The organism is Anabaena subtropica FACHB-260 (genome assembly GCF_014697105.1).
Classification (GTDB): domain Bacteria; phylum Cyanobacteriota; class Cyanobacteriia; order Cyanobacteriales; family Nostocaceae; genus Trichormus; species Trichormus subtropicus.
In genome coordinates this window covers 1-26,880 of record NZ_JACJRF010000036.1, presented here as the reverse complement: position 1 = coordinate 26,880, position 26,880 = coordinate 1, and the positions used below count along the sequence as shown (strand labels likewise).

Below are 26,880 nucleotides of genomic sequence, written 5' to 3'. Positions count from 1 at the left end.
AGTCTTGTGAAATACATCGGTATAGGTGACAGCGACTGATTTTGTCAGATCCCATAGCTAAAGTAATAAGTTTGTATTGTGATATTTAATGCCATTGAGATTTATATTTCAGTAATTCTTGCAAGCTGATTAAATAGCATAGACTTGTAAGCTTTGTCAATTAAAAGTTTGTCAGCAATCTTAGATTTAGAATATTTTTCCAAAAATTATTTTATAATACAAAAAAATAAAGTCTTATACTGATGTGATCAAACAAAACTCTGCTTGGGTTACTTGAAAAAATTATTTATCCCTAAGTATGCGCTTTGATATTACGTAAGTTATTTTACGAGAATTAGATTGCAAGCTGTATAATATCCCAGTAATTTGATTGATAGCGCTACAGCATCCGCATAATGAAAAGCTTCAGAAAACGTAGGTTGTATAAGGGGCTAAAAACTACCGTAATTACCCTTGTCGTGCTGAGTATATTATTGGCGGGATTTTTATCTTATACTGTACGGCGTTCTTTTCCGCTAGAAAATGGAGCGATCGCTTTACCTTCAATTCAATCTGAAGTTACCATCAAACGCGACCAATGGGGTATTCCCCATATCTATGCAAGCAATTCCCATGATTTATTCATGGCTCAGGGTTATATTCATGCTCAAGACCGCTTTTGGCAAATGGACTTCTGGCGGCACATTGGTTCTGGACAACTGGCAGAAATGTTTGGTGCATCCCAGTTAGACACTGATAAATATCTGCGAACAATGGGCTGGGCTAGGGTAGCACAGCAAGAAATTCAGCAAATGGATGTAGAGATGAAGGCGAACTTACAAGCCTATGCTGATGGTGTCAACGCCTATCTGCAAGAGCATCAAGGCAGCGCTCTAAGTTTAGAATATGCCGTATTGCAATTACTCAATCCTGGTTACAAACCTGAACCTTGGCAAATATTGCATTCCCTGACTTGGGGTAAGGTGATGGCTTACGATTTGGGGAGAAATTTCCAAAATGAAATTGAACGGACAATTCTCCTGAAGACTCTTACCCCTGCTCAAGTAGAGGAACTTTTTCCACCCTATCCTCAAAATTTGCCCGTTATTTTGCCAGAAACGCCAGAGCAAGAAAAAACTTTGGCAAAGACACAAATCATCGCATCCGCAATTAAAGAAGTTAGTGAAATTACCCCGGTCTTACAATCCATTAACTCACCAATCAAGGCATTGGAAAAACTCATCGGTCAGACAGGAGCGGGAATTGGTTCAAATAACTGGGTAATATCTGGTCAGCGTACAGCCACAGGCAAGCCGATATTGGCAAATGACCCCCATCTAGCGGTACAAATGCCTTCTATTTGGTATGAGGTGGCGCTACATTGTATAAAAAAAACTGCTGAATGTCCATACAACGTGAACGGCTTTTCCTTTCCTGGGGTGCTGGGTGTGATTGTGGGACATAGCGATCGCATTGCTTGGGGTGTGACAAATACCCAAGGCGATGTAATGGATTTATACATCGAAAAAATTAACCCCAATAACCCCAACCAATATGAAGTCAATGGTAAATGGGTTGATATGCAGCTTGTACCAGAGACAATCAAAGTTGCGGGGAATCAGTCTATTGTGCAGACAGTACGTTATACCAGACACGGGCCAATTCTTTCGGATGTTGCACCAAATTTAAAACAGTTTCATCAAAAATCAACTGGAAATTTACCAAAAAACTATGCTGTGGCTTTGCGCTGGACAGCTTTAGAACCATCACAATTAGTTTACTCAATTACGCAAATAAATCGCGCCCAAAATTGGCAAGATTTCCGCACTGCTGCTAGTAAATTTGATATCGCTGCTCAAAACTTAGTCTACGCTGATGTTGAAGGGAATATCGGCTATCAAATGCCAGGAAAATATCCACTTAGAGCTAAGGGAAATGGACGTTATCCTGTTCCTGGTTGGACGGATGAATATGAATGGCAAAAGTATATTGATTTTGAAAAATTACCTCGAAGTTTTAATCCATCATCAGGTTACATTGTTACCGCTAATAATTTAGTGGCAAATCAATATCCTGACGTAATTACTACAGATTGGGTTTATGGCTATCGGGCAAAGCGGATTGTAGACATGATTTCCCAGCAAAATAAACCGATTTCCAGGGAATATGTACGACAAATACAAGGTGATAATTTAAATTTAAATGCACAAAATATCGTGCCTGTAATGCAAAAAATATCATTTAATAATTCTCGGTTGCAAGCAGCACAAAAAATATTACAAAATTGGAACTTACAGTTAGAGACACAATCACCTGCGGCTGCTTTATTTGAGGTATTTTGGAAGCATTTGTTAAAAGATACCTTTCATGATCAATTACCAAAAGAATACTTTCCTGATGGCGGCGATCGCTGGTATGCTGTCATCCAAAATATTATCCAACAACCTAACAGTAATTGGTGGGATAATCGTCAAACTAGTAAAGTAGAAAACCGCGACCAAATATTTCGTCAAGCTTTCACAGAAGCAGTAGAAGAACTAGAACTCCTCCAAGGCAAAAATCCCCAATCTTGGAATTGGGGAAAACTGCACACAATCACTTTTCGTAACGCCACCTTGGGTAAATCTGGATTTGCACCCATCGAAGCTTTATTTAACCGTGGTTCTTTCCCTACTTCTGGTAACGGAGAAACCGTAAACGCCAACCGTTGGCGAGCAAACCAATCCTTTGAAGTCACAGATATTCCTTCACTACGGATGATTGTAGATTTAGAAAATCTCGATAACTCAATAGCTATTCACGCGCCTGGACAGTCAGGTCATACTTTCCATCAACACTATGCTGACATGATTGACCCTTGGCGCAAACTCGAATATCATCTAATGCTTTGGGAACAGCAGGTGGTAACAGCTAACACGGCTGCAAAATTGCAGTTAATTCCTAAATGAGCAAATAGTGCCTAGAGTCCAGAAAAGAAATATTTTTCTCTTTTTATTGGTGTATATTGCATCAAATCTATCCATAGAGCAATGCAAAAAACGTATCAACTATTAAATAAACAGCCTATGTTAATATTTTCTTGAACTTAGCACCCCAAAACCAGTCTATAGGAGGACATACAACATAATTGTTCGTCAAGTGTATCCTCCCTTTGTAGCAATCTATGTATAATTATTTTCCATCGCTCTTGGAAATCTAAATCTAGTCAGTACGGTATTTATATGGCACGTACTCGTTCTAAATCTGACCTGCCCACAAAAATATGTCCGGTATGTCAACGTCCCTTTACATGGCGGAAAAAATGGGAAGATTGCTGGGACGAGGTGAAATATTGCTCAGAACGTTGTCGCCGTCGTCGTTCTGAGGCTAAAAGCTAAAGGCAGTAGTGAATAGGCTGTAGGGGAAGATGACGAAGTAAGGGACTTCTGAGCCTGACCTTTATTGCCTAGTAACCAGTCCCCAATATCTAAACTAAGACGCAAATAGCGCAGGGTATAAATGAAGTCACAGGTGCAACCAAAATTAATTATTCATGGGGGAGCAGGTAGTTCTCTCCACGGCAAAGGAGGATTAGAAGCAGTACGCAAAACACTCCACGCAGTAGTAGAGGAAGTCTACGCTCTATTGTTGTCAGGAGTGAATGCTTCTGTAGCAGTGGTGCGGGGTTGTCAATTGTTGGAAGATGAACCCCGTTTCAATGCTGGTACTGGTTCGGTGCTGCAATCTGATGGGCAAATCCGCATGAGTGCTTCTATTATGGATGGTGCATTAGGACGCTTTAGCGGTGTTATTAATATTTCACGAGTCAAAAATCCGATTGAGTTGGCACAGTTTTTACAAAATTCTCCAGACCGAGTACTGTCAGATTATGGCTCGGCTGAATTAGCCAGGGAAATGCAGATTCCTAGCTACAATGCTCTAACTGAGTTGCGATTACAAGAATGGATGCAGGAACGGCAAGATAATTTTAAAAGAACAATGGCCGGGGTGATAGCAGAACCAGAACTATTGGAAACCAGTAATGCTGGACGCGGCACAATTGGCGTAGTAGCCTTAGATACCTATGGTAAATTAGCAGTCGGTACTTCTACAGGCGGTAAAGGTTTTGAGCGTATTGGGCGCGTCAGTGATTCTGCTATGCCCGCAGGTAATTATGCTACTAATTATGCTGCCGTTAGCTGTACTGGCATTGGCGAAGATATTATTGATGAGTGCCTAGCCCCGAAGATTGTCATCCGTGTCACTGATGGATTATCTCTCAAAGAGTCCATGCAGCGCTCTTTTGCCGAAGCACACGAAAACAAAAGAGATTTCGGTGCGATCGCCTTAGATGCAACTGGAGCGATTTCTTGGGGTAAAACTTGCGATGTCATCCTCGCCGCTTTCCATGATGGCGAAAAGATTGGCGATACATTAGAACTGGCGGGTGGTACGCAGGTCGGCTGTATAAGTTAGTGTCGGGGTCTGGGGATTGGGTAAAATTTTTCGGGAGCAACGCTCTAACAGTGAGATGGGTAAGCAGGGGAGGCTTTCTTAGGCAAGGGAGGCAGGGGAAGAGAAAGAAATAAGTGTATAACTAATTTGTTTCGGTAGCAAAAAGTACTAATATATCTCTTTACTCCCCCTGCTCCCCCTGCCCCCCTGCTTATTTCACGAGGATCTCACTTTTTCGCGTTGCTCCCAATGTTTTCTCCCTTTCTCCCTGTTCCCTGCCCCCTCAAGCCTGCTCAGCATTCCGCGCTCTTCTTTCTCCATCCAGATTTTACCACCTGACGAGTCCGAGCAATTACCAAGGAATCATTAGGTACATCTTCGGTGATAGTTGAACCGGCTGCTACATAGACATCATCGCCCAAGGCGATTGGGGCAACTAATACACTATTGGAGCCAGTTTTAGTGCGATCGCCTATTTTTGTCCGATGTTTTTTCACGCCGTCGTAATTAGCCGTAATTGTCCCTGCGCCAATATTTACCTGAGTTCCCGCAGTAGCATCACCCAAATAGGATAAATGGGCTACATTTGTGCGATCGCCTAACTCTGTGTTTTTCAACTCTACGAAATTACCTATACGGCAATTAACACCGACTTGGGCATGACCGCGTAAATGAGCGTAGGGGCCAATTCTGGTTCCGTCTTGGATAATACTATCTGTCACCACAGAATACTTGACTGTCACATTTGCACCCAACTGGCTGTTTTCAATTAAACTTCCCGGCCCGATGCGGCTCCCTGTTTGAATTACCGTATTGCCTCGGAGGTGGGTTTGGGGTTCAATAATCACATCCGATTGTAATTCTACGGTGTCATCAATTGTGATGCTATTAGGGTCTATGAGCGTGACACCAGCCATCATCCATTGTTCTTTGACTCGCCTTTGCAAAATTTCGTAGGCTGTAGCTAATTGTAGGCGATCATTAATACCCAAAATTTCTTGATAATCTTCTACGTCTACCGCCATCACCTGACCAACCTGAGTAACAGCATCCGTTAGATAATATTCTTTTTGGGCGTTGTTTGCTTGCAAATGAGGCAGTACTTGGGCTAAATTCTCCCAACGGAAGCAATAAATTCCGGCGTTAATCCGATGATTTTGCCTTTGGGCGGGAGAACAATCTTTATCTTCAACAATTTGCTGGACAATATTGTTACCATTACAAAAAACCCGCCCATATCCTTTGGGATGAGGTAGGTGCGCTGTCAGGATGGTGGCAGCGTTTTGATTTGTTTGGTGTGTTTGTAATAGCTGTTCTAAGGTTTGAGTGCGTAACAAAGGCACATCACCATTAAGTACTAGCAAATCCCCTGTATAACCATCAAGGTAGGGGAGTAATTGTTGGATGGCGTGACCTGTTCCCAACTGTACAGATTGTTCCACAAACTCCAAAATGGGAGACTGAAGACCTGATTTAACTTGTTCAGCTTGATAACCGACAATGACAAGCCGCCGTGAAGGTGAAAGCGGTTCTACACTGGCAATAACTCTTTCGACTAGCGATCGCCCACCCAAAGAATGTAAAACTTTGGGTAAGTCCGATTTCATTCTTGTGCCGCGTCCTGCTGCTAGTATTGCTACAACTACCATAATTAGCTATTAGCTTTCAATAAATAGCGCTCTTGCGCTTGGTACTTTGAGATTTAGGCTCAAATCATACCAGCTAATGAGGGAGATGAGGGGGATGAGGGAAAATCATATTTCTTCGTTACTAAACTCGCATATCTTTCTTCCTCATCTCTTTACGCCTCACTCTCCACTCCCTTCTGGCGTGAAAGAATAAACTCTGCAAACTGCTGCATGAGTTTGGGATTACGCCATCCCGATTCTGTTTCATCAAGCATGATACATAATGCTTCTTCTGGGGTAAAAGCTCTTTTGTAGGGGCGTTCGCTAGTCAATGCGTCATATATATCAATGATTTGGAATACCTGTGCTAGGTAGGGAATTTCATCTTCCTTGAGTCCATCAGGATAACCTGAACCGTCCCAACGTTCATGGTGATGGCGAATGATGGGAATTACACCCTGCATACTCCGTAGAGGTTGACAGATTTTTTCCCCGATTAAAACGTGTTGCTTCATAATTACCCAATCTTCAGGGGTAAGTTTGCCTGTTTTCAGAAGCACTGCATCAGGAATCCCTACCTTACCAATATCGTGAAGATAACCACCCCACATCAAATCTCGAATTTGGTAACGTGAGAGATTCAGGTATTCACCAAAAGCTTGTCCTAAGCTAACTAAGCGTTCACAATGGTCTCCAGTATTAGGATCACGGCTTTCAATGGCACTAGCTATAGAAAATAGTACTTGTGCTGCATGGTCTAAATCTTCATTCAACCGCTTTTGTTGTACCAAAGATTTCACACGGGCTACTAATTCCACACGGTCAAATGGTTTGCTTAAGAAATCATCTGCTCCTACTTCAATACCACGGATGCGCGATCGCCTATCATTTAAAGCTGTAATAAAGATTACGGGAATCAATCGAGTCTGTTCATCTTGCTTGAGTAATTGGCAAACTTCAAACCCATCCATTCCCGGCATCATCACATCCAACAAAATTAGATCGGGTTGTTGTTGTCTTACCAATTTTATCGCCGCAGCACCACTATCTGCCTCAATCACTGCGTAGCCTTCCATACCTAAAAGGGCAACAGCAGTCATCCGACTAGCACTGTGGTCATCAACTACTAAAATTTTCGGCGATTCTGCATCAAAGCCGTTCACTTGGGAAATTTGGGCTTGTATTGTTCCAGAGATTAGAGAGTCGTAATCAGAATTAATACTAGGTATCAGCCAAGCGGTAGTTTGCTTGCTTTCCGCAATCATAAAATTGTCTTTAGATAATCCCAAGGAATTATCTTTGGTTTCATGTAATCCCAGGATGTGATTTGAATTAATACTATTTAATTTGTTTGAGGGGTCTGAAGCACTAACATTATGTTCAGTAGAGCCTGTACGATCACTACTCCTTTTAATCACAAAAATACCCCAATCATTTAAAAAATTTAATAATGTCTGACTTTACATCGAATTCAGTAGACGATTATATTCAACTGACTCTTTACAAGTTTTATACACTCTCTAAGACCGATTATTTAGTTAACACACCAGAATTTTTATGTGAGATGAAAAAGCAAGAATTATGGTGAAAATAATTCTTCTCTCAACTTCACTGCTTCTTGCTCCAGTATGATGAATTTTCACAAATGTTAAATCAGGTTTTTTACGGAGATTTCTTAACATAATAGCGCCAGAAAAAATCATGATTGTTCAATCCATATATAGGTTGGGAGGTTGGAGTTTTTCTCTTCTGATTTTGCTGACACAGAATAAGTATTTATTTTTTTTCTGAACTTAAGTCAATCATCATAGAGCTTTAATTGACAGTATTTTTAGTATATTACAACACATAAATTATACAAAGTTAACATTCACACTTCAAGTTGTTTAAGAAAATTTGGAAATTTTGTTAAAACTTTTACATCTATCTTTCAATAAAACTTTGCAAACTACACTTACCTAAGTATAATTACTGTTTTTACGTTCTCAGAAATCGATGCTACTACGTATAGTCTCTGGTAAGGTTTTACATAAGACTCAGTACTGATGAGGTAAATACCGTTTCCGCCAACGGGATGTAGGTTCTAGTGAACTCGCTTGTTGTTCTTGTTGTCGGCGCTGCACTATGACATGAGCTTGATCATTCAGTTGCGGATCGCGGTAAGGAATGGCTGCACGAGTCAATAAATGTTCCTTCTCAGCTTGAGAAAGAGGGGGAAGTGCTATGTGTGTGTTGAGTTCAGAGTTTTGCGGATGAGCCGCTACTGTACCAGGCGATCGCCTACCGACTGGTGGAGTTGAGCCTATGTGTAATCCTGCTGTCAAAAGTGCTGCACGTACCGCAGCCGCACAAGAATAAGTTGCAAGTAAGCCATCCTCGTGTAAACACAGTGCTACTTTTTGCATAAATTCAACAGTCCATAATTGGGGACACTGAGGCGGTGAAAAGGGGTCTAAAAAAATAGCATCCGCCAGAAAACCTAACTGATGTACTCTACCAATGGCTTTTCTAGCGTCACCAATTAAAAGTTTTGCCTTGAGGCGATCTGTTTGCACTTGTTCCTCAAAAGCTAATTTATTCAAAATAGCTGTATATTCGTATTTCCAATTGTCGAATAACTTATGCTCAATAGCTGCTTGCGGTACAGATAGATTCAGTTCTAAGCCCATTAATTCGACATAACAATTGGGATTCACAGCCCAAATTGTCTCTAAAGCGGCAGCTGTGTTGTATCCTAGACCATAACAAATATCTAATAAGCGCAAAACTGGTTTATGAGCAGCCATAGCCAGTTGAGTCGGACTAACAAACTTGAAAAAACTTTCCTGCTTGGCTCCAAAATGACTGTGAAAATCTTCATTAAATTCTTGGGAGAAAAAGGTAAAAGAACCATCTGCTGTTGCTTTTGGTACAAAGTTTTCAAATTTTGCCATGAGTTAGATGAGTATAAATACTTGTAGTTGAAATGAAGCAGGGAAACAAGGGAAGAAATTATTGAATGTTGATTTTTGAATTGTTATGGCTAATATTCAATTTGTTGTTTCACCAAGTTGGCTTTTGCAACACCTGCAAAATCCGCAAGTTGTCATTGTCGATTGTCGCTTTTCCCTAGCCAATCCACAGCTTGGAAAACAGCAGTACCAAACAAGTCATATAGAAGGAGCTTATTACTTAGATTTAAATTTGGATCTTTCTAGTCCAGTTGGTGAGCATGGTGGAAGACATCCTTTACCTAACCCTAATGACCTAGCTAAGAAGTTAGCAGCTATTGGGGTCGAGTTCCAAAAAACTCTGGTTGTTGCTTATGATGACTCTCGCTTTGCTTTTGCATCTCGTCTTTGGTGGTTACTACGCTATTTCGGACATGAAAAAGTTGCAGTGCTAAATGGCGGCTTTAGCCAATGGCAACAAGCAGGCTATCCTATTACTGATATCATTCCTCAACCCAGAACAGCTAACTTTGTTCCGCAAATACAAACACAAATGTTAGTAGATATTGAAGCTGTAAAAAATCGTAAAGATTTACCAAAAGTAGTTTTGGTAGATTCTAGAGAAAGCGATCGCTACCGGGGTGAACGAGAACCAATTGATAAAGTAGCAGGTCATATCCCTGGAGCGGTAAACTATCCTTGGATGGAATTAACAGATACTAATGGCAACTCAATTTCACCAAAAGAAAACCGCCAACGATGGGAAGGTCTAGACAAGGCTGAAGAAATTTTAGTTTATTGTGGTTCTGGTGTGACAGCCTGTGTCAATTTGCTCTCTTTAGAGTTAGCCGGTATTCATACAGGTAAACTTTATGCAGGTAGTTGGAGCGATTGGATTAGTTATTAGTCCTTGGTCATTAGTCCATAGTCCAGAATCTTTCTATTAAGCTTTCAACTATTGACTGTTGACTATTACCTAAATCTAAAACTCACCTAGTTTTAAACTATAGTTAATATTCAAAAACCAGCTTTCAAAATCAATGTTACTGGCTGTCGAATCGCCAAAACTAAAGCCAGTCTGAAGATTCATTGTACTAGAATTAGATAAACGGTAAATTACGCTTCCATATAAGCGATGATACTGGTCATTGCGATGGGTTACGCCCCACCCTGGGTGATCGCGTTCTGTAAAGTCTGACAAATTCAACTGGTAGTTTAAACCAACCTGTAGAGGTTTTTGTAGGTAGTAACTTAAAGATAACCAGAAAGAATTAATTATCCGACTGCGATTATCTGGGTCAGCTAATTTCCAACTCAACTGGTAAAAACTATCTAGCATTAGTTTGTCAGTGAGAGGATCTCTTCTCCCTAAAGATAAGTGTAAAGAGTTTTCATTGAGGAAGCGATCGCCTGCTTGGAAGACATCACTATTTTTAGCATAAAACAACTGTTGATTACTCCAACCAAGTTCACCATACATCCGCTTGGATAACTGTTGATAAATTCCTAGATTAAATACTAATTGGTTGTAATTGTATTTTGATTGATCCACATAACGAATCAAATTACCATCAATAGATCCATTTAAATAAGTCTGCCCTCCTAAAGGAAAATATGCTGAGACTAGCCTCAGTCCATAAAAAAATAAGCCATCCTCTATACGTGAAATATCAGATGAAAAAATGTTATCTGAGTGAAAATAGCCTACATAAGCTTGCAGAGAACCTATGGGTTTGAACTTAGCTTTAGGTTCCTCTACTGGTGGCTGTGGTGGTTGTTTAATTGGCGGTGGTAAAGCTCTTTCTCTTACCCGCAGCCCTAATTCTCGATAACTTTCTGCTTCTGAATTTGGCTGTTTTGTTTCTCGCAATCTCCGCCTGAGTCTCTCTAGCCTTTCGTTGTTATTTACTGGAGGTGAATCTAACAACTTCTCTATCGGTTTTTGATTGGGTGGAGGAAAACTGTTAGGTTGTCCTTCTAACGGTAGAGGCTCATTATTGTCTTGACTAACACTTTGGCTATCGATGGATGTGGAAGTATTTTCAGTAATAGGAATAGCTTGAACAGTTAGCGTTTTTGTTTCTATGTTATTTAATGGCATCTCTTGTATAGATACCATGTCAAACATATCCAACCGTGGCAATTGATAATTATCTGCTTCTATATTACTAGTTGAGGATATTACATGATTTTTCTTGGTAATATCAACATTAATTTCTTTTTTGCCTAACTTATTTGGAGAATATAATCTATCAGAGTATTTAACCGATACTGCATTTGCGCTAATACAATAGCTGCTTGCACTGCTAGAAACTACCAAAATCGTCAAGAAAAAACTTTTCCAGCCTTGAAAATACATCTTGATGGATGGATTTAAATATTAGTCTTCATATTATACTTAAATGTATCCAATCTTATATTCTGTTTAATAAAGGAAAATCCAGATAGATTTTTACTGTAAATAAACTAAAACTAAAGCATAAAATTGATAACAAAAGAATTATCAAACTGACAGTGCTTTACATCTGGACAAGATACATTACCTGAGCCTGTAGCTCCCAGCCTCTAGCTTCTCTATCCTATAAAAATGTAGTGCAAATAATCGAGAAAAGCTGTAAATTGCTTTTTCTGGCTTAATCTCAGTTAAATTTTGCTGAATTCACAACTATGCGTTTGAACCTGTTCCCATTATTCTCCATTGGATTGTGCGGGGTGATGGTATTAATCTCGCAGAATCAGGTAAATGCCAATACACCTTTGACTCGTGCTGAGATTCAGAGTGTTCGTAACTTTGTGCAATTGATTCAAAGAACCTCTAAGAATAAGCGTCCAGCACAACAAGCAGATGCCATTATTCCAGGAGATGGATTATCTACTGGTCGCGCTTCTTTGGCAGATTTGCGTTTTAACGATGGCTCTTTGGCACGGGTTGGTGAACAAGCTGTGTTCCAATTTATGCCAAGGACTCGGAATTTTAGATTATCTAATGGAACAGTATTACTGCTCATTCCACCAGGAAGGGGACAAACACGTATCCAAACACCAAGTGCAACAGCCGCCATTCGTGGCTCTGCATTATTCATTCGTTATGACCAAAAAACCGATACGACAATTATCGGTGCGTTGACAAATAGTGGCATAGCAGTTTCTAACAAGGATACATCTCAAACTCAACCACTACAAGCAGGACAACTTGTAGTCCTTGCCAAAGGTGAAATTAAGGGTTTATACGATTTTGATCTAAAAAATTTTTATGAAACAAGTGATTTGACTGAGGGTTTAAATTTAACCGGATCAGATGCTTCTGCAACAATAGATCCAGCTATACAAGCGGAAATAACCTCCGCTTTGGCAACACAACAGCGTGTTGTAGGTCAAGGGGTGATGGAAAACCCTGCTTTTTTAGACCTAAGTACTAGTTCCTCTGATGTCCTAGCTGAAGACATTGACAAAAATGATTCAATGGCAGATAGTTTGCTGGTCGATTCGTTAGTAGAAACAGGAGAGATTCTGTTCAACAATGCTCAACAATTTGGGAATGATGTTGATGAGAATATAAATACAGACCCGCCACCACCGAGAGACCCAGACCCACCACCACCCAGAGAACCAGACCCACCACCACCCAGAGAACCAGACCCACCACCACCACCCAGAGACCCAGACCCACCACCACCCAGAGACCCAGACCCACCACCACCCAGAGACCCAGACCCACCACCACCCAGAGACCCAGACCCACCACCACAGCCACCACCACCACCATAAAACCTTAAATTCTGAGTGCTGAGTACTCTCTATTATTTTCAGAAGGGTTTCAGCACTCATAACCTATTTGAATTTTTTAGCTTGCTTTACTACACAGGCGTAAGCCTACCCGTAGAGTATTTTGAATTTTGAATTGGTATCAGTAATTTAATCTCTAGCTGCTATTCTCCTGGTGTTCGCATATAAATTACTTGATCTTGAGCATTGTAGATAAACAAAGGCAAGTTGGCATTTTCGCTAATGACGGTTAAAGCGCCTTGTAAGCTTTGCCAATGATTAGCAACACCAACCGCAGAACTGGAATCTTGAGCATTGCTTTCAGAAATACTACTTTGCAATACTTGTTCGTATTCAGGAGTAATTTTGATGCTGATTCCTTTATCGTCTATGGTAAAGTCACAGATTTTAAGTTCACTAGAACAAGTTTTGTTTAAATCAGCACGGGTTTGTTGCCAACTGTTATTTAACAGTAGTTTCTCTTGTGCTTGCTGGAGAGAGGCTGAATATGGCGCGATTAAACTTTGAGCTTGATTGTAATACAAGCTATTGTTGGAAATTTGTTTAGCAGTCTGTAAAGCTTGCTGCCAATAGATAACTGCTGCTTGCCATTCTTGTTTTTGTTCGTAGGCTTTGGCTTGGCTGGCTATACCAAGAAGTTGTTGGTAGCTTCTGGCTGCTAATTGTTCTATGGTGACGCGATCGCGCGCTCTTGCTAGTTTTGGTTTATATTCTAGTAAAAGTTGTTGTGCTTCTGGAGATGCGGGACTCGACGGAGGGATGATATTCAAAGCATTGACTACTACTTGCCAAGTAGACTGCACCTTTTGCCAATCTTGCAAAGTTTTGGCTGTGGTTTCCCACTTATTAGCTACACTGGCTACACCTTTAGCATCCGCTAATTTTTTCACCCATTTTTCTTGAGTGATTAATTGCTGATTGATAGTCTGCAAATGAATACGATATTTGAGTAACTTAGGCTGTACTAGTCTATATAGTTCATTATTCGGGCTGATTGCTTCCAATGGCGTTATCGCTTGTCGCCAAAGTTGTTGTCTCTCTTGTAATTCTGCTTGACTACTAGCGGGCGTTTGCATCTTCTGCTCTGCGACTGAAGCCCCCTGCAAAGCTTTGATGACTTGGTTAATTTTTTCTGAATGTCCAGACAGACTGGTTTTGAGTTCTGCTGCTTGCTGGGAATAAGACGACCAACCAGGAATTACGGCTAAGGCTGTACTGGTTGTTTCTAGTTGGGTTTGTACTCCTGCTAATTCCTTTTCAGACTTAGCACGACTTACCAATTGTCTAAACTGAGTATTAAGTTGTTGAGCTGCTTGGAACTCTTGACACACAGACATTACACAAGGACGAGTTATTAGGTAAGCACCACCACTACCTAAGACAGCGATTCCCCCCAAAGTACCTAAAATAATTGGTTTCAGTGGGCGTTTATGAGGGGTTGTTAATAAATCTGGCGTACCCGCTAAGGGATCAAATACTTCTTCTTCATCTTCGACTGCATCAGTTGATGATGAATAACCCAGAGGAAATGCTAAGGATGAAAAAGATGCTGCTTCTTCATCTTCTACATCTTTGTGAATGACTGGGTTTTCCCACAGTCCATGTCCCTTCATAGTCAGGGAACGTTTAGCATAAGGGAGTTTTTCCCCCGATATTCTCAGAAAACATTGGACTTGCTGATCCCGATAAGGTGGTAAGGATTGTAGTGCTTCTTCAAGTACTGCAAAAATTTGTTCAGTATGAGCTTTGACACTAACTGGATGTTGAGCCAAAATCATTAACTCGTCTTTGTTTACCGCACACTTAATTTGGAAAAATTCACCAGAGGGAACTTCGGCAAGAAATTGTTCTTGCAAAGTTCTGCTTAATAGCTGTAAATCTTCCTGCTGGACTGCCACTTTCATAGAGCTTTCCTGCTGGTCTTCTATATTATTTCTTGTATCAGTGAGAGCAGAAAAAGAAGGCTGTTCGTTTGTTGAATACAGATGCACTGTGTAACCAACCATAACCGTAAAATCTGATAGACCAACTTTTTAACACAACTTCTGAGTTTTCACCAAAAGAAAAATAATCAAACATGATTAGTTGTATTAGTGTTTCAGAATGTTGATTATTAAATTTTATAATCTCACCTGTAGTAGAAATTACAATTTTAAAATGGGCATAATAGATTTTCTGAGTGTGGAGAAAAAAGGGTAGGGGTTGGAGGATAGAGCTTAGGGCTGAGAGATTAGAGGCTAAGATTATGTTTATATAGCACTTTTTATCAAAAGCTAATTATGGAAAAACATCACTATTTAACACGAAAGTCTCTCTTATTTACCCACTAGCCCCTAGTCCCTAAGTTCCGCACCTCTTTTTTCCAACAGTTGTTGTACAACTGTATATTTACTGATAGTATTGATAACTTCATCTGAATACAAACTCAGGAGTTAATCTCAAAAATTAATTTGCTTCATTTAGGGAATCCGATAAAATTGATACGTGAAAAATAAGTTTTAATAGTGGTAGAAAGCTTGATTATGCGATGAAGGTGCGATAACAAAATAGGAAATAGCACCATAGAAATTCTCTGGAAGTATAAATATTATAAGGTGCATAACAATGGATTTATTAGAGTATCAAGTTAAAGAATGGTTTGGGAAAATAGGCATTCCTGTATTGCCATCCCAAAGAATCGACCATCCTACAGATATAAAACGCCTGAAGATTCGCTATCCGATTGTGCTGAAATCGCAAGTCCATGCAGGGGAAAGGGAAAAGGTCGGTGGTGTGAGAATGGTAGAAACCACAATCGATGCGATCGCAGCTGCTCAAACTATATTTAATTTGTCCATCTGGGGGCAGTTACCAGAGGTTTTATTGGCAGAATCTAAATATGATGCTCACCAAGAATTTTATTTAGCTGTAGTTTTAGATACTGCTGTCTGTCGTCCAGTGCTTCTAGGTTCCACAGAAGCGGATATTGATTTGGAATTAGCTGACCAAAAAATGCAGTATGTGGTGGTCGAGCAAGAATTTTCACCTTTTTATGCTCGCAGACTGGCTTTAAAAATGGGTCTGCAAGGTACGCTGATGCAGTCGGTCAGCACAGTTTTAGAAAAAATGTATCAGTTATTTGTGCAGAAAGACCTGGACTTGGTAGAAATTAACCCTCTGGGTGTCAACCTTTCTGGTGAAGTGATGGCTCTCAATGGTAAAGTCAGAGTCAACGAACGGGCGATTGGCAGGCATCCAGAAATTGCTGCAATGGCAGCCAAAATAGTCCATCATCATTATGAAAGAAGTTCCAACAATGGGCGGTTGGGTGACTGGAATAGTGTAGAAAAGCATGGCAGAATCGGCATTTTAGGCAATGGTACTGGTTCCATCATGGCAACTTATGATTTAGTAGTTGATGGTGGCGGTAAACCAGGAATTTGTTTGAATCTGCGACACGCGACAGTTACTGATTCGTTACCAACTACATTTTGCGATCGCCTAGCAAAAGGCCTCAACACCTTGGCGGCGGATAAAAATACTCAGGTGATCCTGATTAACCTACTAGGAAGTATTCCTCAACCTGAAGAAACGGCACAAGCGATCGTCAAATTTGTACAGAACAATAAAGGTGAATCCCCGGCTTTGGTCACAACTGCCAATGGTAGCAAGAACCGTCGTCAGCCCCAGTCACCGCAATTAGTTATCCGTCTAGCCGGTTCTGAGTTAAATGCAGCCAAAGATATTTTAGCTACCTTACAAACTCATGACGATGGACTGATATTAGTAGAAGATTTAGACTCAGCAGTAGCAACAGCAGTCCGGTTGACTAAAGCACCCGCTTATAAAAAAGTTTCTTGAAATTTGAGATTGTTCAATTCAAAATCTAAAATTCTTCAGTTCCCGACTTTATGAACTTAACGCCAGATAGTAAAGTTATTATTCAAGGCTTCGGTGAATTCATTTCAGCGAGTCATATTGCCCAGATGAAAGCTTATGGTACAAATTTGGTTGCTGGTGTTCAGCCTGGAAGTGGTGGACAGCAACTTGATCATCTGCCAGTTTTTGATTTGGTAGAAGAGGTGGTAGGGCAATTTGGCAGCATTGACACGACAATTATTTGTGTACACCCCTATCAAGTGCTAGATGCGGCCTTAGAAGCGATCGCTTCCCACATCCGTCAGATTATCATTATTTCTGCTGGTGTGCCGCCTTTGGATATGGTGGAATTACTCCGCAAAGCTGAAGCCGATGAAACTTTAGTTGTCGGGCCGAATAGTCCGGGGATTATTGTCCCAGGGAAAATCCTCTTAGGCACTCAGCCCAGTGAATTTTATACACCTGGAGTAGTAGGTATTGTCAGCCGTAGCAGCACCCTCACTTATGAAGTGGCGCGAGAATTAACAAAAGCCGGTTTGGGGCAATCAATTAGTGTCAGTATTGGGAGTGATGCGATCGTTGGTTCGTCGTTTCTGCAATGGTTGCAAATTCTCGATGAAGATGACAGTACTGAGGCGATCGTATTAGTAGGACAACCAGGAGGGGGTAGCGAAGAAGCAGCCGCACGGTACATTGCTGAAGCCATTGATAAACCAGTAATTGCCTATATCGCCGGAAGACAAGCACCACCGGGAAAAACTTGGCGACAAACTGGGACTTTAGCAACCGTTGTTGGTCGTCCGCCTAATTTCGGCACAGCCCAAAGTAAAATTGCAGCATTTGAAGCAGCAGAAGTTCCAGTGGCTGAACGTCCTTCTCTGATTCCTGAATTATTGAAAAAAGCAATACCCTAAGCTGGGGAAATTGAAAGGAGTTGCTTTGCGGTGAACAGCATGGCAATTCCTTTTTCGTAGTAAGCAGCCTCGTTAATAAAAATCGGGTAAACGGTTGATGTGCCTTCGTAGGCGATCGCTCTACCATCTAATGTTAAGAATAGAGGATCACCAGGATTTAGCGGCTCATAATCTTGATATTGAATATCAGGGTGAATCATTGCTTGAATTTCACCATTTTCATTTCTTGGGTAATCTACAAAACTCATAAATTTATACAGAGTTAGGGGATTATTGATTTCTGGAATATCGCCGTGATTATATCTTTCTAAATAATCCAAAATTGTATAAATCAGTTGCTCAGTTTTTTGGAATAAATCTGCATTTAATACACCTTGAGCTACAGGCCCTACCTCAATCACAAAACCTAATTCACTAAGAGAACGTAGAAAATTACTGCCTTCTTCTGGGATAGTATGGCAAACCTTTACTAAAGGATTAATTGCACTTAGATAAGCCGATAATTTTAATAAGAATGGATGTTGATTACCTAAAATAATACTCAAACCCATGTTGGCAGTTGTACTATGTAAATCAACAATTACATCTACTGCGGCTTGATTGTTGTCTCCTAAAATTTCAGCTATTTCTTTCGCTCGCATATCTTCATAGCTTGCAAGAGTAGTGTTTTGTAAATTTTCACTTAGAAAGCGCCGATTTAAATCTTTGTCAATATAACGTCTACCTGCTTTAAAAGCTTTGGGGTTACCTAAAATAGTCAAAATTTCAAAGTTGAATTTTTTAATTAAATCAGGAAAATATTCAAACTTTTTAACCAGGAATGCACCTGTAAATTCATTTCCATGAGTACCACCAACAATAGCAACACGATTGATTTTTTGCATGGATGACTCCTCTAATGTAGAAAGGTTTACTAGTAAATTATTATTTTTATAATCGATTATTTATGCTATTAAATTGTTATCGTATTAGCACCATAGCTAATATTGATACTATGTGCAATAGCGATTTGGTTACTAGAATTATATGTAAAAAATATAGTTATGCCAGTAATGATTGAAATTCGACATTTGCGGTACTTTATTGCTGTGGCGGAAGAACTAAATTTTAGTCGTGCGGCGGAACGCTTAAGTATTGCCCAGCCACCTCTAAGCCAGCAAATTCAAGCACTAGAAGCGGAATTAAGATTGCAACTGTTTGAGCGTAATAAGCGACCATTGCGCTTAACTGTGGCGGGAACAGTATTTTTAGAAGAAGCACGTTTAGTTTTGACAACTTTGGAGCAAGCAATTATCTCTGCACGTCAAGCTAGTTTGGGAGAAATTGGGCGCTTGGTAGTGGCGGTGAATAGTTCCATCGCTAATAGTGTTTTACCAAATATTCTGCGAATATTCCGCGATCGCTATCCACGTGTACAATTAGTATTATGTGAGGTGATGTCTTCACAACAAGCACAACAATTGCGCGATCGGCAAATTGATCTTGGTTTTGATTGCTGACTCAATGGTAACGATGCTGGATTGAGTTTTATGCCGATTTTGCAAGAGTCAATCGTCATTGCTTTACCAGAAAATCATCCTCTAGCAAATCAAACAAAAATTCCTCTCAAAGCATTAGTAGATGAACCATTTGTACTACCTTCACCAGATGTAGTACTTTCCTATAGTCAAATTATTGAGCTTTATCAACAAGAAGTCGGTTTTCCACCAAAAGTAGTCCAAGAAGCAACTTGGATGATTACAGTACTTAGTTTAGTTGCTGGGGGCGTAGGTTTAGCATTACTTCCAGCCAACGCTCAGAACTTACAACGAGCCGGAGTTGTATATAGGTCAATACAAGGAAAAAGCCTAACTAGACCAATAGCTGCTGTTTGGCGTAGTGATGATTCATCCTTCATTTTGCAGAATTTTTTGCAAGCTACAAAGGATGTGGTGGAAATGGAGAATTGCTAATTTTATAAAAATTTTCTGCTCCTTGGATTTAAGGAGCAGAGAAGAAATTGCTTTTCCGGTAAATCAACCACCCGCAACAGCAGGGACGATACTTACTTCATCACCGTCTTTCAGAGGTGTAGCTGTCCCATCTAAAAAGCGGATGTCTTCGCTATTAACATACAAATTCAAAAAGCGTCGTGGCTGTCCGTTGTCATCGCACAATCGTGATTTAATACCAGGAAAGCTCTTTTCTAAAGAATCTAAGAGTTCCGCAATACTGCTACCACTAGATTCTAAAGCAGCTTGATTATTTGTGAAATTTTGTAGAGCAGTAGGGACTAAAACTTTTACAGCCATAGTTAATTAATAGTGGTCAGTTGTGAGTTGTCATTTTTCAGTTGCTAATGAATAATGACTAAACAAGAACTTGTTGCCATTCTAAGCGATCGAGGGTACGAGAACGCTCTAAGGCACGTTCAAAACTATCGAGTTTAGCATCAATTGTCAAAGGTTCGCCAACGTAGCCTTGTACTGCTTCTTGGGTTTTCAAACCATTGCCAGTAATGTAAACCACGGTAGTTTCATCTGGATCAATTTTGCCAGCTTCCACCAATTTTTTCAGCACAGCAACGGTTGTACCACCAGCTGTTTCTGTGAAGATGCCTTCAGTTTCTGCTAGTAGCTTGATGCCTTCGATAATTTCTGCATCATTTACTGATTCAATATTACCGCCTGTTTTCTTGGCAATCTCAACAGCATAAACACCATCTGCTGGGTTGCCGATCGCAATTGATTTAGCAATTGTATTCGGTTTAACTGGTTTAATAAAGTCTCTATCTTCTCTAAATGCTTGGGCGATGGGTGAACAACCTTCAGCCTGTGCGCCACTGAAGCGGACTTTCTTCCCTTCCACCAAGCCAACTTCGACGAACTCTTGGAAGCCTTTATAAATCTTGGTGAACAGTGAACCAGAAGCCAAAGGTGCAACTATATGATCTGGTAGTTCCCAACCTAGTTGTTCTGCAACTTCAAAGCCCAATGTCTTGGAACCTTCAGAATAGTAGGGGCGTAAATTGATGTTGACAAAACCCCAGCCATGTGTATTAGCAACTTCCGAACAAAGACGATTTACTTGGTCGTAGTTGCCTTTCACAGCCATGAGGGTAGGACTATAGATTAAGCTGCCCAGGATTTTACCGGCTTCTAAATCTGAGGGGATGAACACGCAACAATCTAAACCGGCATGAGCTGCGATCGCGGCTGTAGAATTGGCTAAGTTACCTGTGCTAGCGCAAGAAACTGTAGTGAAGCCCAACTCCCTAGCACGAGAAAGGGCGACGGACACCACCCGATCCTTAAAGCTGAGGGTGGGCATATTCACCGCATCATTTTTAATGTAAAGCTTGTTTAGACCCAGGCGACGGGCGAGACGATGGGAACGAACCAGGGGAGTCATACCTGTTCCCACATCTATTACATTGTCAGTTGTGACGGGCAGAAAAGGACGGTAGCGCCAAATTGAATTTGGCCCGGCTTGGATTTTTTCGCGGGTGACAGAGAGACGCAAGGCATTGTAGTCATATTTCACTTCCAAAGGCCCAAAGCAAAGCTCACAGACATGAGTAGCTTTCAGTTCATATTCTGCGCCACATTCCTTACACTTCAAGGCTGAGAGGATGGCGTTGGTTGTTTGGATAGGTGTGGATGTTGCCTGCGTCATAAAACTAGCGTTCCCTGTTTGTCCGTCAACTGCGATTGATAGTAACACGGGCAAAAATACTAGTCAAACATACCCGACTATTTTTGTCGGGATTACTTTAATCTTTACATAGACTACTTCTGGGGTTTTTGACTGGTAAAAACACAGAAATTACTTAGATAAAATATAAAGTTTATTTTTTGTCATAAGTAACGTAGCCGTATTTTTAAGTTAAATTACTGATTTTTTTAGGGAATAAAGATTCTAATAACCGTGTTTAGACCGTTTTTAGATCCGATGTCTGTGAATTAAGGTTCTATTGTTGAGCGATCGCTCTGTGACAATTAATTACTTTAGTGTCAGTACATAAAACTGAATCAAACAAGCATTAGTTACAGATAGCTTATTACAGAAAATCACCGCTAAGGTAAAGCCTTATTTCCAGCAACTCAGGTTGCATTGGAGTTAGTTCCTAATACCAAGGCGAAACTCGTACCACATTTACCAAGCTATTACACCAAGCGAATGAATAATCTTAATGGTAAGACTAAGAAGTATGGATTCTATCGGGCTTTGGTCGCTACAGCATTCTTGGCTAACGGCATTTTCCCATTATTGACTACGCCTGTACTGGCTGAGGGAACTACAGCTGGTACAACTATCACCAACGAAGCCACAGCTACCTACGAAGACCCCAACAATCCAAACACACCAATTAATACAACTTCCAATACCGTAACTGTAACTGTCGCGGAAGTAGCAGGTATTACGGTTCAATATACGGGTTTAGTAGATGATAACGGTGGTAATGTCGGAGTTGGTGATTTATTAATCTTTAACTATACCGTAACCAACGTAGGTAACGACCCCACCCAATTCCGCATACCCAACCTAGCCAGAACAACTGGGCCAGCCACGGTTTCCGGCACATTACCCAACGGCGGTACACCCAACAATCTGCAATATAGTATAGATAATGGTGCAAACTGGATTACCATTACTGGCTCGGAGGCCATAGTACCAAACATTGTGGTTGGAGGTCAGGTATTAGTCAGAGTTCCAGTTACCGTACAGCCAGGCGCTCAAAATGGTGACACTATTACCGTTAGCTTAGGTAATACCCCTGGTAATGCTCAAAACGTCTTGCGTAGTCCTGACGGTGGTGACGTTTACACTGTAGATAATCCTGATGGTAGTGTTACTGGTGAAGTTGCTGGCGAACCTGTCAATGGAACCAGAGAAGCGAGTGATACTTCTATCAATGTTCAAGTTGGTGGTCTGGTTAAGACATACTCTTTAGCTACCATTCTTAAGACTCGGACTGGTTACAACAATGCAGGAACGACTAACTCAATTACAGACGATACACTTACATACGGCTTAAGCCTGCGAGTTGAAGGGAGCGACCCTACAGGACAAGGTATCACTCCAGCCGCCTTGGAAGGTAGAGGTATTAACCTTGACGGTACGCCTAATGTGCAGCGTATCTTGATTTCCGATGCTATCCCTACAGGCACAGATTTAGCATCAGTAACAGCCCCCAGTGGATGGATACCAGTCTATACAATATCTTCAATTGCCACAAATGCTGATACTGCTGCGTGGACAACAACAGCACCAGCCAACCTAGCTACAGTCACCCGTGTTGGTTTCATCAATGACTCTAATGTCATTACATCTGTTGCACCTAATCAAACAGTAACTGGTTTTTCCATTCAATTAGCGGTGGAATCTAGTGCAACCTCACCATTAAATGTTGCCAACATTGCCCAAGTCTTTGGTCAAACTCCAGGCAATAACTTCCCTGTTTATGATGAGTCTGGTGACCAAAACCCCAGTAACTTCAATGGTCAATTTGGGAATATGACACCAAATCTACCTGGTCTTACAGATATCAATGGTGATGGTGTCCCTGATAGTTTACCCCCCAATGCTGTTGATGATGGTTTTATTAATGATCCAGCTATTCCAGAGACAGGTGTTGATGGCAATAACGATAACACTGGTGTAGGCGACGGTGGTGAAGCCAACATCTTCACGATAGAAACCCCTGTAGCCTCAGCAGTAATTAATGGCCCGGTGAATGCACCCAACGCCATTGGCCCATCTGGTGGGACAAACGATGACTTTACGAACAAATCTTCTTTAGTCCCAGCAGGTACAGCACCACTTTCTACACTCAACCCACAACCAGTAGGCTTCACCAACACCATTAGGAATACTGGTAGTGATCCTAGTAACTACTCTTTAGTACCTATTCCACCTGCAAGTAATTCACCCGCAGGAAACAATGCTGATTTACCAGTGGGTACTTTAGTAACCATTACTTATGGTTCTGAATCTAGATCATACTATTGGACTGGATCTGAGTTCCTATTTGACCTTGATCGCAACCCTGACACCACAAATGATCAATCGGCGATCGATGCCACAACTAAATACATCACTATTCCTAACGTACCAGCCGGCACAAATGTTAACTACGGTGTAGAAATTGACCTACCAAATGGTACACCGTTATCTACAGATATTGACCGGGGTTTCCCAGTTCCCATTACTGCCTTTGTCGATGATGCTACTCCTGGCTTAGGTGCAGAAACAGTTCGTAATACAACTATTGACCGTGTATATACTGGTTTCTTGAAACTGCGGAAACTGTCGAGAATCTTAGACCAGAATGGGCAACCTGTAGCCGGTGCGGATGGTCAACTCAGTGATACTGATAAGCGTCCTGTGCCTGGAAACATTATTGAATACCAGATTCAGTACAGCAACATTTCCGAGCCACAATCTGGTAACGGTAACATCATCTTGAATGCCAGCAATGTAATCATCAATGAAAATGGTGTGACTAGTCCTAATAACTGGGCATTGGACAATGATAATAATGGTCAGATTGATACCAGCAACATTATCGGTTCAGCTACTGACCCCAATGGCACTATCCAATTCTTCAATGGTAATCCTGCTAATACCTCCGGTAGTGACCAGACTGGAACTACTGTAAATACTGATGTGACCAGATATGTCAACAGTGTCACAGGTCAGGTAGCACCAGGTCAACAAAGAACGTTTACCTTCCGACGCAGAGTTAATTAAGTTTTGGCAAAACTGGTAGTTAGGACTTGAGGACTAAAGTCCTGACTACAAACATGGGAATCATATCTAAATAAACTTTTGAGGTTAGTTATCATGAAAGGCGTTTTTATCGCGGGTATAGGTGCATTTGCGTTGATTGCTACTGTACCTTTTATCAATTATGTTCCAGCAAGTGTGGTTGCTCAGAGTGTTCAAAATCAATCACAGTTGCAATTGCGTTTAGAAGCGGAAAAGCAAGTTATCACCAAGGATCAGCAGGGTAAACAAAAGGTTGTATGGCAAGCATTACAAGGTAAAGCTGTAGTGCAACCTGGTGATGTATTACGTTATACATTGAATGGCGAAAATAGAAGCGATCGCCCAATCAAAAATTTGACTCTCAATCAACCAATTCCCAAAGGAATGGTATACGTGCTGAAATCTGTGGACATTACCAACAAAGAAACCAAAGTTACCTACAGCATTGATGGCGGGCGTAGTTTTGTTGAGAATCCGACAGTAAAAATCACCCTCCCCAACGGCAAAGTTGAAATCAAACCAGCACCAGCTACTGCTTATACAAACATCCGTTTGCAACTTCCATCTGTAGCGGCAAAAACTACAGTCAAAGCCACTTATTTAACACAAGTACGTTAATAATTCGTAATTCATAATTGAGAAAATTAAAATATTTCAACATGGAAATTCCATCTGAAGTTTCATTTTCTGAATTTTGAATTTTCATTACAACCTTTACTCAACAGTTAGCCATTGTTCATTGCGATGAAGATGGCTCATATTTATATAAATAAATGGCTTTATTCATAAATAACAGGGCGCTTCAAAGGAGATGAATTCAGTGATTCGTCCTCATAAAAAAAAGTTCATTAACTTTAGCAGTAACTGGTATCAGAAGTTGACTGCAACTCTTCTTCTTGGAAGCTTATTGCATACTACCGTACCTACACCTGTGACGGCTCAAGATACTCGTATTGTCAATCTTACAAACCAAGCTAATTATACTTATCAAGATACTGCTAGCAATAATCAATATCAAGGATTAACTATTAAAACTAATATCAATCCTGGCCCTTTAGTTGACCCATTAGGAAGAATTTTGGGTTGTGCAGGTACATTATTACCTGACTATACAGGTTTTTCTGTTGGTGTATATGAACCTAATCCAAGTGATCCAACTGGTACAGAATTAGGACAATTAGTTTCTTTAACTCGAACAGAATTGCCTGATCTTCCTAGTAATAATATTCCAGGGGGTAAAAGTCCAAATATTGAAAATAGTAACCCATACTTTATTACTAATAATCCGGCTGGTGTCTATAACTTTCTTCTCGACCCTAATAGGGGTCAAACTGATCCTGGTAGAAATTACATTTTTGTAGTCAATCCTCCACCTAATTCTATTTATCAACAACGACGAATCAAAATTGAAATTCTTAATCGCACAGGCGCAGTAAATAACGGTGTTGTCAGCTATCTAGCTACTTCTTTAGATGGTCAACCAATCAGTTTGACAGGGGAAACAAGGGTAGAAGGTACAGTGATTTTAGTTCCCAATGCCGAAGTAGTAGGACTGGACTTATTAGCCTTTGAATTTACTACCAATCTATGTCAAGCGAATCAGGTGCAGATCATCAAAACAGGCGATCGCGCTGCGGCTGAACCAGGTGATACTGTGATTTATCGCTTATCAGTCAAAAATTTATCAGATGTCCCGCTAAATAATGTAGTAATTACGGATAGTTTACCTTTAGGCTTTAACTTTATTCTTAAATCTGTACGGGGTGAAATAGACGGTACATCAGTGACAGTTACCCCTATTAATAATGGCAGTACAGTTACCCTCCGCACAGATGCCAATATTCCCGTTGGGAAAGTAATTAATATTGCTTACGCTGCCCAACTCACAGCCGATTCCCTACGTGGTACAGGTCGTAATAGTGCGATCGTTAATGCCCAACGCGCTGACAACAGATTTAGTATCAAAGATGGCCCCGCAACACATCAACTGAGGATTCGCCCAGGAATAGTGGCTGATTGCGGTACTATCATCGGTCGAGTATTTGAGGATAAAAACTTTGATGGCGAACAGCAACCAGGGGAAGCAGGAATTCCTAACGCCGTAATTTTCCTCCAAGACGGTAACCGCATCACTACAGACCCCAATGGTTTGTTCTCCTTAGCCAATGTCTTACCCGGAAGCCACGCCGGAGTTTTAGACCTAAGTAGCATTCCTGGTTACAAACTAGCACCCAACGAAAAATTCCGTGAACGCAATAGCCAATCCCGTCTGGTGCGTCTAGAACCTGGTGGCTTAGTCAGGATGAACTTTGCAGTTACTCCCATCTCAGAGGAGGTAGTTAAGCCATGAAACCTGTAAATATGCTCAATTTGAGGTTAACGGGAGCAATGGCTGGGGCTTTAAGCTTGGTCTTGTATCCGGCAATAGTTCATGCTGAAATGCAGGATAACCCGGAATTTTCACAGGATTTGGAAAATCCTTCCTCTATAAAGAGCTACGGTGTACACACAAGTCCAAGTAAAGTAATAACAGAAGGAGTTGTGGGGAGTAAAAGGTGGTGGAAAATCCAATCAGAATACACGCGCAAGCAGTAGGGGGAA

At 40.9% G+C, this 26,880-nt stretch carries 19 protein-coding genes and 1 pseudogene; 12 read left to right on the top strand and 8 right to left on the bottom strand.

Annotated features, from left to right (window positions below; translation table 11 throughout):
* Positions 1-395 precede the first annotated feature (395 nt).
* The 3 genes from H6G18_RS18280 to H6G18_RS18270 all read left to right on the top strand — a co-directional run bounded on the left by H6G18_RS18280 (position 396) and on the right by H6G18_RS18270 (position 4,434).
* Complete coding sequence (locus tag H6G18_RS18280; RefSeq protein ID WP_190408525.1) at positions 396-2,927, top strand: penicillin acylase family protein; 2,532 nt, start codon at positions 396-398, stop codon at positions 2,925-2,927.
* A 273-nt stretch (positions 2,928-3,200) separates the two neighbouring features.
* Positions 3,201-3,356, top strand: coding sequence for a DUF2256 domain-containing protein (locus H6G18_RS18275; RefSeq protein WP_190408524.1), 156 nt, complete (start codon positions 3,201-3,203; stop codon positions 3,354-3,356).
* 121 nt (positions 3,357-3,477) lie between these two features.
* A complete protein-coding gene (locus H6G18_RS18270; protein ID WP_190408523.1) occupies positions 3,478-4,434 on the top strand; it encodes an isoaspartyl peptidase/L-asparaginase in 957 nt (318 codons plus the stop codon).
* A gap of 272 nt (positions 4,435-4,706) precedes the next feature.
* On the opposite strand, the gene glmU is transcribed toward H6G18_RS18270, so the two are convergent.
* From glmU to H6G18_RS18255, 3 genes are all read right to left on the bottom strand, one after another.
* Entirely contained in the window at positions 4,707-6,062 is a 1,356-nt protein-coding gene (gene glmU, locus H6G18_RS18265; RefSeq protein WP_190408522.1) for a bifunctional UDP-N-acetylglucosamine diphosphorylase/glucosamine-1-phosphate N-acetyltransferase GlmU, read from the bottom strand.
* A 152-nt stretch (positions 6,063-6,214) separates the two neighbouring features.
* Positions 6,215-7,459 (bottom strand): HD domain-containing phosphohydrolase, encoded by a 1,245-nt coding sequence (locus tag H6G18_RS18260; protein ID WP_190408521.1) that lies wholly within the window; start codon positions 7,457-7,459, stop codon positions 6,215-6,217.
* 618 nt (positions 7,460-8,077) lie between these two features.
* Positions 8,078-8,974, bottom strand: coding sequence for a tRNA (5-methylaminomethyl-2-thiouridine)(34)-methyltransferase MnmD (locus tag H6G18_RS18255; protein WP_190408520.1), 897 nt, complete (start codon positions 8,972-8,974; stop codon positions 8,078-8,080).
* Between the two features lie 85 nt (positions 8,975-9,059).
* Here H6G18_RS18255 and H6G18_RS18250 point away from each other — a divergent pair, with 85 nt between their 5' ends.
* On the top strand, positions 9,060-9,878 hold the full coding sequence (locus H6G18_RS18250; RefSeq protein WP_190408519.1) for a sulfurtransferase: 819 nt from the start codon (positions 9,060-9,062) through the stop codon (positions 9,876-9,878).
* Positions 9,879-9,953: 75 nt separating this feature from the next.
* Here H6G18_RS18250 and H6G18_RS18245 read toward each other — a convergent pair whose 3' ends face one another.
* On the bottom strand, positions 9,954-11,330 hold the full coding sequence (locus H6G18_RS18245; RefSeq protein WP_190408518.1) for a hypothetical protein: 1,377 nt from the start codon (positions 11,328-11,330) through the stop codon (positions 9,954-9,956).
* A gap of 356 nt (positions 11,331-11,686) precedes the next feature.
* Between H6G18_RS18245 and H6G18_RS18240 the strand changes: the two genes are divergently transcribed.
* Entirely contained in the window at positions 11,687-12,739 is a 1,053-nt protein-coding gene (locus tag H6G18_RS18240; protein WP_242040403.1) for a FecR family protein, read from the top strand.
* A gap of 161 nt (positions 12,740-12,900) precedes the next feature.
* Here H6G18_RS18240 and H6G18_RS18235 read toward each other — a convergent pair whose 3' ends face one another.
* On the bottom strand, positions 12,901-14,661 hold the full coding sequence (locus H6G18_RS18235; protein ID WP_242040401.1) for a hypothetical protein: 1,761 nt from the start codon (positions 14,659-14,661) through the stop codon (positions 12,901-12,903).
* Between the two features lie 700 nt (positions 14,662-15,361).
* On the opposite strand from H6G18_RS18235, the gene H6G18_RS18230 reads away from it, so the two are divergent.
* Positions 15,362-16,597, top strand: a complete 1,236-nt coding sequence (locus H6G18_RS18230; RefSeq protein ID WP_190408515.1) for a succinate--CoA ligase subunit beta — start codon at positions 15,362-15,364, stop codon at positions 16,595-16,597.
* 50 nt (positions 16,598-16,647) lie between these two features.
* Entirely contained in the window at positions 16,648-17,529 is an 882-nt protein-coding gene (locus H6G18_RS18225; RefSeq protein WP_190408514.1) for a succinate--CoA ligase subunit alpha, read from the top strand.
* On the opposite strand, the gene H6G18_RS18220 is transcribed toward H6G18_RS18225, so the two are convergent.
* Positions 17,526-18,413 carry an aspartoacylase gene (locus tag H6G18_RS18220; protein WP_190408513.1) on the bottom strand — a complete coding sequence of 296 codons (888 nt, stop codon included), beginning with the start codon at positions 18,411-18,413 and terminating at the stop codon, positions 17,526-17,528. The genes H6G18_RS18225 and H6G18_RS18220 overlap by 4 nt on opposite strands.
* A 159-nt stretch (positions 18,414-18,572) precedes the next feature.
* On the opposite strand from H6G18_RS18220, the pseudogene H6G18_RS18215 reads away from it, so the two are divergent.
* Positions 18,573-19,481, top strand: a pseudogene (locus H6G18_RS18215) (LysR substrate-binding domain-containing protein).
* A 63-nt stretch (positions 19,482-19,544) separates the two neighbouring features.
* Here H6G18_RS18215 and H6G18_RS18210 read toward each other — a convergent pair.
* On the bottom strand, positions 19,545-19,820 hold the full coding sequence (locus tag H6G18_RS18210; protein ID WP_190408512.1) for a MoaD/ThiS family protein: 276 nt from the start codon (positions 19,818-19,820) through the stop codon (positions 19,545-19,547).
* Between the two features lie 58 nt (positions 19,821-19,878).
* Positions 19,879-21,183 carry a threonine synthase gene (thrC, locus tag H6G18_RS18205; protein WP_190408511.1) on the bottom strand — a complete coding sequence of 435 codons (1,305 nt, stop codon included), beginning with the start codon at positions 21,181-21,183 and terminating at the stop codon, positions 19,879-19,881.
* 504 nt (positions 21,184-21,687) lie between these two features.
* Here thrC and H6G18_RS18200 point away from each other — a divergent pair.
* The 4 genes from H6G18_RS18200 (at position 21,688) to H6G18_RS18185 (ending at position 26,874) form a co-directional block, all read left to right on the top strand.
* Positions 21,688-24,261, top strand: coding sequence for a beta strand repeat-containing protein (locus H6G18_RS18200; protein WP_190408510.1), 2,574 nt, complete (start codon positions 21,688-21,690; stop codon positions 24,259-24,261).
* 93 nt (positions 24,262-24,354) lie between these two features.
* The gene (locus H6G18_RS18195; RefSeq protein ID WP_190408509.1) at positions 24,355-24,897 is read left to right on the top strand and encodes a DUF11 domain-containing protein; all 543 of its coding nucleotides are present in this window, start codon (positions 24,355-24,357) and stop codon (positions 24,895-24,897) included.
* 193 nt (positions 24,898-25,090) lie between these two features.
* On the top strand, positions 25,091-26,629 hold the full coding sequence (locus H6G18_RS18190; protein ID WP_190408508.1) for a DUF11 domain-containing protein: 1,539 nt from the start codon (positions 25,091-25,093) through the stop codon (positions 26,627-26,629).
* Positions 26,626-26,874 (top strand): hypothetical protein, encoded by a 249-nt coding sequence (locus H6G18_RS18185; RefSeq protein ID WP_190408507.1) that lies wholly within the window; start codon positions 26,626-26,628, stop codon positions 26,872-26,874. The genes H6G18_RS18190 and H6G18_RS18185 overlap by 4 nt, the downstream gene beginning before the upstream one ends.
* The last annotated feature ends 6 nt before the right edge of the window (positions 26,875-26,880 follow it).